The organism is Enterobacter sp. ECC-249, from assembly GCF_043965265.1.
GTDB lineage: Bacteria > Pseudomonadota > Gammaproteobacteria > Enterobacterales > Enterobacteriaceae > Enterobacter > Enterobacter quasiroggenkampii.
On sequence record NZ_CP143660.1, the window covers coordinates 234,608 to 246,935 of the forward strand.

The 12,328-nt window shown below is 57.4% G+C and carries 8 protein-coding genes; 2 read left to right on the plus strand and 6 right to left on the minus strand.

All coding sequences use genetic code 11. From position 1 onward, the window contains the following. Positions 1-501: 501 nt before the first annotated feature. Positions 502-3,207 (plus strand): HTH-type transcriptional regulator MalT, encoded by a 2,706-nt coding sequence (gene malT, locus V1587_RS01245; RefSeq protein ID WP_045909015.1) that lies wholly within the window; start codon positions 502-504, stop codon positions 3,205-3,207. A gap of 81 nt (positions 3,208-3,288) precedes the next feature. Here the strand turns inward: malT and V1587_RS01250 are convergent, their stop codons facing one another. From V1587_RS01250 to glpE, 3 genes are read right to left on the minus strand one after another with little or no spacing between them, the layout of a single operon-like run. Continuing rightward, positions 3,289-4,047, minus strand: a complete 759-nt coding sequence (locus V1587_RS01250) for a DeoR/GlpR family transcriptional regulator (protein WP_008503060.1) — start codon at positions 4,045-4,047, stop codon at positions 3,289-3,291. Positions 4,048-4,063: 16 nt separating this feature from the next. Beyond that, positions 4,064-4,894, minus strand: coding sequence for a rhomboid family intramembrane serine protease GlpG (glpG, locus tag V1587_RS01255; RefSeq protein WP_371899008.1), 831 nt, complete (start codon positions 4,892-4,894; stop codon positions 4,064-4,066). A gap of 47 nt (positions 4,895-4,941) precedes the next feature. Next, a complete protein-coding gene (gene glpE, locus V1587_RS01260) occupies positions 4,942-5,274 on the minus strand; it encodes a thiosulfate sulfurtransferase GlpE (RefSeq protein ID WP_006177908.1) in 333 nt (110 codons plus the stop codon). Between the two features lie 250 nt (positions 5,275-5,524). Here glpE and glpD point away from each other — a divergent pair, with 250 nt between their 5' ends. Beyond that, positions 5,525-7,033, plus strand: coding sequence for a glycerol-3-phosphate dehydrogenase (glpD, locus tag V1587_RS01265; RefSeq protein ID WP_371899007.1), 1,509 nt, complete (start codon positions 5,525-5,527; stop codon positions 7,031-7,033). Between the two features lie 95 nt (positions 7,034-7,128). On the opposite strand, the gene glgP is transcribed toward glpD, so the two are convergent. From glgP to glgC, 3 genes are read right to left on the minus strand one after another with little or no spacing between them, the layout of a single operon-like run. Continuing rightward, the gene (gene glgP, locus V1587_RS01270) at positions 7,129-9,576 is read right to left on the minus strand and encodes a glycogen phosphorylase (protein WP_371899006.1); all 2,448 of its coding nucleotides are present in this window, start codon (positions 9,574-9,576) and stop codon (positions 7,129-7,131) included. An 18-nt stretch (positions 9,577-9,594) separates the two neighbouring features. Next, positions 9,595-11,028, minus strand: a complete 1,434-nt coding sequence (glgA, locus tag V1587_RS01275; protein WP_008503065.1) for a glycogen synthase GlgA — start codon at positions 11,026-11,028, stop codon at positions 9,595-9,597. Then, on the minus strand, positions 11,028-12,323 hold the full coding sequence (glgC, locus tag V1587_RS01280) for a glucose-1-phosphate adenylyltransferase (RefSeq protein WP_008503066.1): 1,296 nt from the start codon (positions 12,321-12,323) through the stop codon (positions 11,028-11,030). Before glgC ends, glgA begins: the two co-directional genes overlap by 1 nt. Between the last annotated feature and the right edge of the window lie 5 nt (positions 12,324-12,328).

A 12,328-nucleotide genomic window follows, 5' to 3' on the forward strand; every position in this document is an offset into this window, starting at 1 on the left:
ATTAGACAGGGAGGAGTAGCGGGGATGAGCAGAAAAGTGTGATCAAGGCCACTCTCAGAGCATAGTTCGAGTGTGCCCGGAAGATAAAAAAGTAACCGAGGAGAATGTCAAAGAAATGAAATGCGGTTTCGGGTGAAATTAAAACCCGCCGAAATAATTACTTACGTAGAATAATATTTCTGCAATCGGGTAATCGCTAAGGAGGTTATTAATCTCCCTTAACTTTACCAGGAGTATATTAAATTTGACGACACTATCCCTTTCTGAAACCAGTTTCAGCGCAGCCGCAGCACAGCCATACAAGCCAGCATTGACGGGGCATCAAAGACCTTTTCGGAAAGTTCCCTCCTCTGCCTGAATGTTTTGTGACAGAGTGCAAATTCACAGCCACCAAATCCAGACATAACTTGCAATAGTTAACTTATTGGCCGACCTTATATCCATTAATTACGAAGCGCAAAAAAAATAAAATCTCTCGTTACCCACAGTGAAGTGAAACCTATGTTGATTCCGTCTAAATTAAGTCGCCCGGTTCGTCTTGACCATACAGTGGTCCGCGAGCGTCTGTTGGCTAAACTTTCCGGCGCGCATAATTTCCGACTGGCGCTGGTTACGAGCCCTGCAGGTTATGGAAAAACAACGCTCATTTCGCAATGGGCCGCAGGTAAGAGCGATCTTGGCTGGTACTCTCTTGATGAGGGCGATAACCAGCAGGAGCGCTTTGCCAGCTATCTGATTGCCGCAATACAGCAAGCCACCCATGGACACTGCGTCGCCAGTGAGGTGATGGTGCAAAAGCGCCAGTACGCCAGCCTGTCCTCCCTTTTCTCTCAGCTGTTTATTGAACTGGCTGAATGGCATCGCCCGCTTTACGTGGTGATTGATGATTACCATCTCATCACTAACCCGGTGATTCATGAATCAATGCGTTTCTTCCTGCGCCATCAGCCGGAAAACCTGACTTTAGTGGTGCTGTCACGCAACCTCCCGCAGCTGGGTATTGCCAATCTGCGCGTGCGCGATCAGCTTCTGGAAGTGGGCAGCCAGCAGCTGGCCTTTACTCACCAGGAAGCGAAACAGTTCTTTGACTGTCGCCTGACCTCACCCATTGAGGCCGCTGAAAGCAGCCGCCTGTGTGATGATGTCGCGGGCTGGGCCACGGCGCTGCAGCTCATCGCGCTCTCTGCCAGGCAAAATAACAGTCCGGCGCATCAGTCCGCGCGGCGTCTGGCGGGCATCAACGCCAGCCACCTTTCTGACTACCTGGTGGATGAGGTGCTGAACAGCGTCGATCCCTCGACGCGTAACTTCCTGCTGAAAAGCTCGCTGCTGCGCTCCATGAACGATGCGCTCATCGTGCGGGTGACGGGCTGTGAAAACGGTCAGCTGCAGCTCGAAGAGATTGAACGTCAGGGCCTTTTCCTGACGCGCATGGACGATCCCGGCGAGTGGTTTAGCTATCATCCGCTGTTTGGTAGCTTCCTGCGCCAGCGCTGCCAGTGGGAACTGGCGGTTGAACTGCCGGAGATCCACCGCGCCGCTGCCGAAAGCTGGATGGCACAGGGCTTCCCGAGCGAGGCCATCCACCACGCGCTCGCCGCCGGGGATGCCAGCATGCTGCGCGATATCCTCCTCAATCATGCGTGGGGCCTGTTTAACCACAGCGAGCTGACGCTGCTGGAAGAGTCCCTCAAAGCCCTGCCGTGGGAAAGCCTGCTGGAAAATCCGCGTCTGGTGCTGCTGCAGGCCTGGCTGATGCAGAGCCAGCATCGCTACAGCGAAGTGAACACCCTGCTGGCGCGCGCCGAGCAGGAGATGGAAAGCGAGATGGATACCACCCTGCACGGCGAGTTCAACGCGCTGCGCGCTCAGGTAGCCATTAACGACGGGGACCCGGATGAAGCAGAACGGCTGGCGATGGTCGCGCTGGATGAACTGCCGCTGGCCAACTTCTACAGCCGCATCGTGGCGACCTCCGTGCACGGCGAAGTGCTGCACTGCAAGGGCGACCTCACGCGTTCGCTTTCACTGATGCAACAAACCGAACAGATGGCGCGTCGTCATGATGTCTGGCATTACGCGCTGTGGAGCCTGATCCAGCAGAGCGAGATTTTATTCGCACAGGGGTTCCTGCAGGCCGCCTGGGAAAACCAGGAAAAAGCGTTCCAGCTGATTCGTGAACAGCATCTGGAACAGCTGCCGATGCACGAGTTCCTGTTGCGTATTCGCGCCCAGCTGCTGTGGGCATGGTCGCGTCTGGATGAAGCGGAAAGCTGCGCCCGCCAGGGTGTGGATGTTCTTTCCAGCTTCCAGCCTCAGCAGCAGCTGCAGTGCCTGGCGCTGCTGGTGCAGTGCTCGCTGGCGCGCGGCGATCTTGATAACGCCCGTAACCATCTTAACCGCCTGGAAAACCTGCTCGGCAACGGACAGTATCATAGCGACTGGGTCTCTAATGCCGATAAGGTCCGGGTGATTTACTGGCAGATGACCGGCGATAAAAAATCCGCCGCCAACTGGCTGCGTCAGACGCCAAAACCGGAATTTGCTAACAACCACTTCCTGCAGAGCCAGTGGCGGAACATTGCCCGCGCGCAGATCCTGCTGGGTGAATTAGAGCCCGCTGAGATTGTGCTGGAAGAGCTGAACGAGAACGCGCGCAGCCTGCGCCTGATGAGCGACCTGAACCGCAACCTGCTGCTGCAGAACCAGCTCTACTGGCAGGCGGGTCGTAAAAACGATGCCCAGCGCGTGCTGCTGGAAGCGCTGCAGCTGGCTAACCGCACCGGGTTTATCAGCCACTTTGTGATTGAGGGTGAGGTGATGGCGCAGCAGCTGCGCCAGCTTATTCAGCTCAACACGCTGCCTGAGCTGGATCAGCATCGCGCCCAGCGCATTCTGCGCGAGATTAACCAGCATCATCGCCACAAGTTCGCGCATTTCGATGAGAACTTCGTTGAACGTCTGCTGAACCACCCGGAAGTACCGGAGCTTATCCGCACCAGCCCGCTAACCCAACGCGAATGGCAGGTTCTGGGACTGATCTATTCAGGCTACAGCAACGAGCAGATTGCCGGTGAGCTTGCTGTGGCGGCGACTACGATTAAAACGCATATCCGCAACCTGTACCAGAAGCTGGGCGTGGCGCATCGTCAGGATGCGGTACAGCATGCACAGCAGCTGTTGAAGATGATGGGGTACGGAGTGTAATTCATTGCCCGGCGGCGCTACGCTTGCACGGGCCTACGGGTGTTGTAGGTCGGGTAAGCGCAGCGCCACCCGACACAACCGTTAGCACAATTCCAGCTGCAAATTATTATCTTTAATCACCTGCATGACGCCCGCCGGCGGCATCACGTCGGTATAGACCGCATCCACCATGCTGATGCTGCCCATGTTCACCATCGCGTTACGGCCAAACTTCGAATGGTCCACCACCAGCATCACGTGGCGTGAGTTTTCAATGATCGCGCGCTTGGTGCGCACCTCGTGGTAATCAAACTCCAGCAGCGAGCCGTCGCTGTCGATGCCGCTGATCCCCAAAATGCCGAAGTCGAGGCGGAACTGAGAGATAAAGTCGAGAGTGGCCTCACCGATAATTCCGCCGTCGCGGCTACGCAGTTCGCCGCCCGCGAGGATGATGCGGAAGTCGTCTTTCTGCATCAGGGTATTGGCCACGTTCAGGTTGTTGGTGACCACGCGCAGGTTCTCGTGATCCAGCAGAGCATGGGCGACCGCTTCCGGCGTGGTGCCGATATCAATAAACAGCGTCGCCCCGTTCGGGATCTGGCTGGCGACCTTGCGGGCAATGCGCTCTTTCTCCGCCGTCTGCGTGGCTTTACGGTCGTGCCATGATGTGTTAACCGAGCTGGACGGCAGCGCCGCGCCGCCGTGGTGGCGAAGAATACGGTTCTGATCGGCCAGATCGTTCAGGTCACGACGGATGGTTTGTGGGCTGACGGCAAACTGCTCCACCAGCTCTTCGGTGCTGACGTATCCCTGTTTTTTTACCAGTTCGATAATGGCGTCATGACGTTGTGTTTGTTTCATCAATTATCCCTGAGAATTATGTTCGTTTTCGCGCATGGAGCGTGTCGGCAAAGGCCATCGCCAGCCCCACGGCCAGCCCGGCGACGTGCGCACCGTTGGCGATAGACATACCAAACAGATCAAACCATCCGGCAATTAGCCATATTAACGCAAAGGTTATTAATCCGCGTTGCAGATAGATGCCGCTTTCCGGATCGCGCTCCCCGCGAAGCCAGACGTAGCCCATCAGGGCATACACGACACCCGACAGCCCGCCAAACCACGGCCCGCTGAACTTATGCTGCACGTAGCCGCTCAACAGGGCGCTGATAATGGTGATAACGATCAGCTTGCCGCTGCCCAGACGCTTTTCAACGGCACCGCCGAGATACCACCACCAGAGCAGGTTAAAGAGGATATGCATCACCGAGAAGTGCATCAGCGCGTGGCTAAAGTAGCGCCAGACGTCAAACTCAAGAGATGGGTCATAGGGCCACGCCAGGGCAATCATCACGCTCTGGTCGCCGACCACGTTCATGATAATGAAAACGACGATGCAGGCCGCCATCAGCAGCAGCGTAAACGGGCCCGCGCGCTCGCGAATGGTGGCGAGGAAGGGAAAGCGGCTGTAGTGCAATCCGCTGCCGGTCTGCCCGGATTGCCAGCTTGCCGCCAGATAGCGCGGGTCGCCAGGGTTCTCAAGAAAACGCGCCAGCTCCTCGTTTACCCGCCCGGCCTGGCTCTCATCGGCCAGCCAGACGTCGGTCTGCGTATGTTGCTGAATAGTCAGAATAACGCCCTGCGTCGCCATATAGTCGACAAACGCCTGGGCGACGCGCGGGTTGGTAAAAGAGGTGATCATCAACATGGGCAGCGGTCGCTTATTTCCACACAAAAGGGGACAGTATAGCGGGATCAGCGCTCAAAAGCGTATTCCACTTCCGCCGGGAAATGACGATGCCAGGCATCGAAGCCGCCGTCGACGCTGTAAACCGCGTCGTAACCCTGCTGAAGCAGATACTGCGCCGCGCCTTTGCTGCTGTTGCCGTGATAGCACATGACCATCACCGGCGTCTCGAAGTCGTTATCGCGCATAAACGCGCCCAGCGTGTCGTTGGTGAGATGGAACGCGCCCGGCGTGTGGCCCATCGCAAAACTCTGCGGATCGCGGATGTCCACCAGCACCGCTTTTCCCTGGTGCATCTTCTGGTGGGCTTCTTCTACGTTAATACATTCAAACTGATCCATGGTGTTCTCTTTCTGTTGTTCAGGTTGGGTGCGCTCTGATGCCCTCACCCCAGCCCTCTCCCACGGGGAGAGGGAGAAAAGTTAGTCGCACTATTTTACCCCGTAGTGTACGTCCTGGCGGCGGGTAAACGCCATTATGTTATCCATATCACTCTAAATTGTTTTTTTGATGTTACCAAAAGCGCGTTCCTTTGCTATTATGAGCGATATCGAACATTTCTGAGCTTTAACGAAAGTGCATGAGGGTGTTATGGAAACCAAAGATCTGATTGTGATAGGCGGTGGCATCAACGGTGCCGGTATTGCGGTCGATGCCGCAGGACGCGGTTTATCCGTACTGATGCTGGAAGCTAACGACCTCGCCTGCGCGACGTCGTCCGCCAGCTCCAAACTGATTCACGGTGGCCTGCGCTACCTGGAACACTACGAATTCCGCCTGGTCAGTGAAGCGCTGGCCGAACGTGAAGTGCTGCTGAAAATGGCCCCGCATCTGGCGATTCCGATGCGCTTCCGCCTGCCCCATCGCCCGCATCTGCGTCCGGCGTGGATGATCCGAATTGGTCTGTTTATGTACGATCATCTGGGTAAACGCACCAGCCTCCCGGGTTCGAAAGGTTTGCGTTTTGGCTCAGAATCGGTCCTTAAGCCTGAAATCGTGCGCGGATTCGAATATTCCGACTGCTGGGTGGACGATGCCCGCCTGGTGCTGGCGAATGCGCAGATGGTTGAGAAGAAAGGCGGCGAGGTGAAAACCCGCACCCGCGCGACCTCTGCCCGTCGTGAAAACGGCCTGTGGATTGTCGAGGCGGAAGATATCGATACCGGCGAGAAATTCAGCTGGAAAGCGCGCGGCCTGGTGAACGCCACCGGCCCGTGGGTGAAACAGTTCTTTGACGAGGGCATGCATCTGCCTTCCCCGTACGGCATCCGCCTGATCAAGGGCAGCCATATTGTGGTGCCGCGCGTGCATACCCAGAAGCAGGCCTACATTCTGCAGAACGAAGACAAGCGCATCGTGTTTGTGATCCCGTGGATGGACGAATTCTCGATCATCGGCACCACCGACGTGGAGTACAAAGGCGATCCGAAGAACGTCGAGATCGACGAGAGCGAAGTGAACTACCTGCTTAAAGTGTATAACGCGCACTTTAAGAAACAGCTGTCGCGCGATGACGTGGTCTGGACCTACTCCGGCGTGCGTCCGCTGTGCGATGACGAATCGGATTCTCCGCAGGCCATCACCCGCGACTATACGCTCGATATTCACGACGTTGACGGTCAGGCGCCGCTGCTGTCCGTGTTTGGCGGCAAGCTCACCACCTACCGCAAGCTGGCCGAGCACGCACTGGAAAAACTGGCGCCGTACTACAAAGGCATTGGCCCGGCATGGACTAAGGGCGCGGTACTGCCCGGCGGTGATATCGGCGATAACCGCGATGATTACGCCGCGAAGCTGCGCCGTCGCTTCCCGTTCATCACCGAAGGGATGGCGCGCCACTATGCCCGCACCTACGGCAGCAATACCGAGCTGTTCCTGGCCGATGCGAAGGACATTGCGGATCTGGGCGAGCATTTCGGCCACGAGCTGTACGAAGCCGAGCTGCGTTACCTGGTTGAGAACGAGTGGGTGCGTCGTCTGGACGATGCTATCTGGCGCCGTACCAAAGAAGGGATGTGGCTCAACGCCGAACAGCAGTCTCGCGTGGCGCAGTGGTTACTGCAACATGCGGGAAAGCGTGAGCTGTCGCTGGCGTCCTGATGCGATCGGTGCGGGCTGATGCCCTCACCCTGACCCTCTCCCACAGGGAGAGGGAACAAACACTAAAAACGGCAACCGAGGTTGCCGTTTTGCTTTTACAACCTCACCGGATCAATATGCCAGATCGTATCGGCATACTCCTTGATGGTCCTGTCTGACGAGAAATAGCCCATATTGGCGATGTTGTACATCGCGGCGCTGGTCCACTTCTCCGGCTGACGATACAGTTCGTCCACCCTATCCTGACAGTCCACGTAGCTGCGATAATCCGCAAGCACCTGGTAGTGATCGCCAAAGTTAATCAGCGAATCCACCAGATCGCGATAGCGGCTCGGTTCATCAGGACTAAACACGCCGGTCGCGATCTGCGTCAGCACCTGACGCAACTCTTCATCCTCTTCGTAATACTGACGCGGCGAGTAGCCTTTCCTGCGCAGCGCCTCCACCTCTTCCGTCGTATTACCGAAGATAAAGATATTGTCTTCGCCCACGTGCTCCAGCATCTCGACGTTCGCCCCGTCCAGCGTACCGATGGTCAGCGCGCCGTTGAGGGCAAACTTCATGTTACTGGTGCCGGATGCCTCCGTCCCCGCCGTAGAAATCTGTTCAGAGAGATCCGCCGCCGGGATGATCAGCTGCGCCAGGCTGACGCTGTAGTTCGGAATGAACACCACCTTCAGCTTGTCGCCAATGTCCGGATCCTGGTTAACCACCTTCGCCACGTCGTTGATGAGATGAATGATGTGCTTCGCCATGTAATAGGCCGACGCCGCCTTACCGGCGAAGATCTTCACGCGCGGCACCCATTCGGCCGTCGGATCGGCCTTGATGCGGTTGTAATGGGTGATCACGTGCAGCACGTTCATCAGCTGACGCTTGTATTCATGGATGCGTTTGATCTGAACGTCGAACAGCGCTTTCGGGTTTGCCACCACGTTGAGGTGCATCGCCAGCCAGACCGCCAGACGCTTTTTGTTCAGCAGCTTGGCTTCGCGCACGGCTTTGTTCACCGTCGGGAAATCAATATGCTGTTCCAGCTCGCTCAGCTGGCTCAAATCGGTACGCCAGGTGCGGCCAATATTCTCGTCCAGCACCTCAGAGAGCGGCTGGTTGGCCAGCGCCAGCCAGCGGCGCGGGGTGACGCCGTTGGTCACGTTGCAGAAGCGCGTCGGGAAGATCTTCGCGAAGTCCGCAAACAGCGACTGCACCATCAGGTTCGAGTGGAGCTCGGATACGCCGTTAACCTTGTGGCTGATGACGACCGCCAGCCAGGCCATGCGCACGCGGCGGCCGTTCGATTCATCAATGATGGACGCGCGGCTCAGCAGCCCGGTATCGTTCGGGTACTGCTCCTGCAGCGTCTTTAGGAAGTAGTCGTTAATCTCAAAGATTATCTGCAGATGGCGCGGCAGGATTTTGCCGAGCATGTCCACCGGCCACGTCTCCAGCGCTTCGCTCATCAGCGTGTGGTTGGTGTATGAGAACACCTGACAGGTCACCTCAAACGCGTCATCCCAGCTGAACTTATGCTCGTCGATCAGCAGACGCATCAGCTCAGGAATGGAGAGCACCGGGTGGGTGTCGTTAAGGTGGATCGCGGTTTTCTCCGCCAGGTTGGCGTAGGTTTTATGCAGCTGATGGTGGCGGCTGAGGATGTCCTGAATGGTCGCCGAAACGAGGAAATACTCCTGACGCAGGCGCAGCTCGCGGCCCGAGTAGGTCGAGTCATCCGGGTACAGCACGCGGGACACGTTCTCGGAGTGGTTTTTATCCTCCACCGCCGCAAAGTAGTCACCCTGGTTAAATTTACCGAGGTTAATTTCGCTACTGGCCTGGGCGCTCCACAGGCGCAGCGTGTTGGTGGCGTCGGTGTCGTAGCCGGGGATAATCTGGTCGTAAGCCACGGCCAGGATCTCTTCCGTTTCTACCCAGCGGGATTTTTTGCCTTCCTGCTGGATACGTCCGCCAAAGCGCACCTTGTAGCGCGTGTTGTGGCGCTTGAACTCCCACGGGTTGCCGTACTCCAGCCAGTAGTCCGGGGACTCTTTCTGGCGCCCGTCGACGATGTTCTGCTTGAACATGCCGTAATCGTAGCGAATACCATAGCCGCGGCCCGGCAGCGCCAGCGTCGCCAGCGAGTCGAGGAAGCAGGCGGCGAGACGTCCCAGACCGCCGTTACCGAGGCCCGGGTCGTTCTCTTCGTCGATCAGCTCTTCTAAATCTAACCCCATCTCTTCCAGTGCGGTTTTGACGTCGTCATAAATACCGAGCGACAACAGCGCATTGGACAGCGTGCGGCCAATCAAAAATTCCATCGACAGGTAGTAAACCTGACGCGTTTCCTGCGAGAGCTGGGCGCGGTTTGAGCGCAGCCAGCGTTCAACTAAGCGGTCACGCACGGCAAACAGGGTGGCGTTCAGCCACTCGTGCTTGTTGGCAATAACCGGATCTTTCCCGATGGTGAACATCAGCTTGTAGGCGATGGAGTGCTTTAACGCCTCAACGCTGAGCGTGGGTGAAGAGTAGCTAAATGGAGCGTTCATATCAGTAACTTCGCCTCGTTACATCAAGCGTTGATAGAGATCGCGGTATGACTGCGCCGCGACGTGCCAGCTAAAGTCCATGGACATCGCCTGACGTTGTACGTAACGCCACAGCGATGGACGGGACCACAAGACGAAAGCACGCCGAATCGCCCGAAGCAGCGACCAGGCATTACTGTCCTCAAAGACAAATCCGCTGGCGATACCGTCCGCCAGGTTTTCCAGAGAGCTGTCGGATACGGTATCCGCCAGTCCGCCCGTGCGGCGTACCAGCGGCAGCGTGCCGTATTTCAGGCCGTACAGCTGCGTCAGGCCGCAGGGTTCGAAACGGCTTGGCACCAGAATGACGTCCGCGCCGCCCATAATGCGGTGCGAAAACGCTTCGTGGTAGCCAATCTGCACGCCCACCTGCCCCGGGTGTTCCGCGGCGGCGGCAAGGAAACCTTCCTGCAGCACCGGGTCGCCCGCGCCGAGCAGCGCCAGCTGCCCGCCCTGCTCCAGTAAGCCGGGCAGCGCCTCCAGCACCAGATCCAGCCCTTTCTGGCTGGTCAGGCGGCTTACGACGGCGAACAGCGGCACTTTGTCGTTAACCTTCAGGCCCATCGCAATCTGCAGCTGGCGTTTGTTTTCCGCTTTGTCTTCCACGGAATCACGGCCGTAGCGCGCCGCCAGCAGGAGATCGGTTTCCGGGCTCCAGATCTGTTCATCAACGCCGTTCAGAATGCCCGACAGACGGCCTTCGCGATGGCGCTGCTGCAGCAACCCTTCCATGCCGTAGCCAAACGCCGGCTGGGTGATCTCACGCGCGTAGGTTGGGCTCACCGCCGTGATGTGATCGGCGTAGTACAGACCCGCCTTCAGGAACGAGATCTGCCCGTTAAACTCCAGACCGTGCATGTTAAAGAACGACCATGGCAGATCGATGTCATTCATGTGATGGGCATAGTACATCCCCTGATAGGCCAGGTTATGCACGGTAAAGACCGATTTCGCCGGGTGGCCGCGCGCGGCGAGATACGCCGGGGCAAGCCCGGCGTGCCAGTCGTGCGCGTGCACCACATCCGGACGCCAGAACGGATCCAGCCCCGTCGCCATTTCGGCGCCGACCCAGCCGAGCAGCGCAAAGCGCAGCACGTTGTCGGTGTAGGCGAACAGGTTCGTATCGTGATACGGGCTACCCGGGCGATCGTATAAGTGCGGCGCGTCGATCAGGTAAATCCCTACGCCATTGTAATGTCCAAACAGCAGAGTAATGCGTCCGGCAAACGTTTCACGGCGGGTCACCACTTTTGCATCGGGTATACCGCGCCGGATATCCGGAAAGGCGGGCAGCAGGACTCGGGTATCCACGCCTCCGGCGATTTGCGCCGCCGGTAATGCGCCAAGCACATCTGCCAGTCCGCCCGTTTTTAATAACGGGAACATCTCAGAACATACGTGTAAAACCTGCATCATCGCTCCTGTTTGATCTGCAGCTTCCGCAACATTTCCCGTGTGACTAACACGATCCCCTCTTCCGAACGGTAGAAACGACGCGCGTCTTCTTCCGCATTCTCCCCAATAACCATCCCTTCAGGGATGACGCAGGCACGGTCGATCACGCAACGACGTAGACGACACGAGCGCCCTACCCAGACATCCGGCAACAAGACTGCCGAATCGATATTACAGAATGAATTTATCCGCACGCGCGGGAACAGCACCGACTGCACCACGACCGAACCGGAGATAATGCACCCGCCGGACACCAGCGAGTTCAGCGTCATACCGTGGCTGCCGGAGCGGTCCTGCACGAACTTGGCCGGCGGCAGCGACTCCATATGGGTACGGATCGGCCAGTTCTGGTCGTACATATCCAGTTCAGGCGTGACCGATGCCAGATCGAGGTTCGCTTTCCAGTACGCTTCCAGCGTGCCTACGTCGCGCCAGTAGGGTTCCGCATTCGGGTCGGACTGCACGCAGGACAGCGGGAAAGGATGTGCATACGCCATGCCAGCTTTCGTGATTTTCGGAATGATGTCTTTACCGAAGTCGTGGCTGGAGTTTTCGTCTTTGTCGTCTTCTTCCAGCAGCTCATAAAGATAATCTGCGTCAAAGACATAGATCCCCATGCTGGCGAGCGATTTGGTGTCATCGCCCGGCATGGTTGGCGGGTTCGCCGGTTTTTCAACGAAGTCGATAATTTTGTCGTCGGCATCCACGTGCATGACGCCAAACGCCGTCGCTTCAGCAACGGGCACAGGCAGACACGCCACGGTGCAGCGCGCCCCTTTTTCGACGTGGTCGATCAGCATGTGGGAGTAATCTTGCTTGTAGATGTGGTCCCCGGCGAGGATCACGATGTATTCCGCGTTATAGCGGCGAATGATGTCCAGGTTTTGCGTCACCGCATCCGCCGTACCGCGGTACCAGTTCTCGCCGTGGACGCGTTGCTGAGCGGGAAGGAGATCGACAAACTCGTTCATCTCTTCGCTGAAAAAAGACCAGCCGCGCTGGATATGCTGAACCAGCGTGTGCGACTGATACTGCGTAATGACGCCGATGCGGCGAATGCCCGAGTTCAGGCAGTTGGAGAGCGCAAAGTCGATGATACGGAACTTACCACCAAAGTGAACAGCCGGTTTGGCGCGCTTGATGGTCAAATCTTTCAGACGGGTACCACGCCCGCCCGCAAGTATCAGGGCAACCGTTTTTAATGGTAGCTGGCGTGCCAACATTAAGGGATCGTTCTTCTCTAATCTAACCATGACTA

What these genes read in the sequence shown, in the direction of transcription:
- glpE (WP_006177908.1), bottom strand. Translation starts at nt 5,274, where the DNA reads ATGGATCAGTTTGAATGTATTAACGTAGAAGAAGCCCACCAGAAGATG.
- malT (WP_045909015.1), top strand. Translation starts at nt 502, where the DNA reads ATGTTGATTCCGTCTAAATTAAGTCGCCCGGTTCGTCTTGACCATACA.
- glgA (WP_008503065.1), bottom strand. Translation starts at nt 11,028, where the DNA reads ATGCAGGTTTTACACGTATGTTCTGAGATGTTCCCGTTATTAAAAACG.
- glpD (WP_371899007.1), top strand. Translation starts at nt 5,525, where the DNA reads ATGGAAACCAAAGATCTGATTGTGATAGGCGGTGGCATCAACGGTGCC.
- glpG (WP_371899008.1), bottom strand. Translation starts at nt 4,894, where the DNA reads ATGTTGATGATCACCTCTTTTACCAACCCGCGCGTCGCCCAGGCGTTT.
- glgC (WP_008503066.1), bottom strand. Translation starts at nt 12,323, where the DNA reads ATGGTTAGATTAGAGAAGAACGATCCCTTAATGTTGGCACGCCAGCTA.
- V1587_RS01250 (WP_008503060.1), bottom strand. Translation starts at nt 4,047, where the DNA reads ATGAAACAAACACAACGTCATGACGCCATTATCGAACTGGTAAAAAAA.
- glgP (WP_371899006.1), bottom strand. Translation starts at nt 9,576, where the DNA reads ATGAACGCTCCATTTAGCTACTCTTCACCCACGCTCAGCGTTGAGGCG.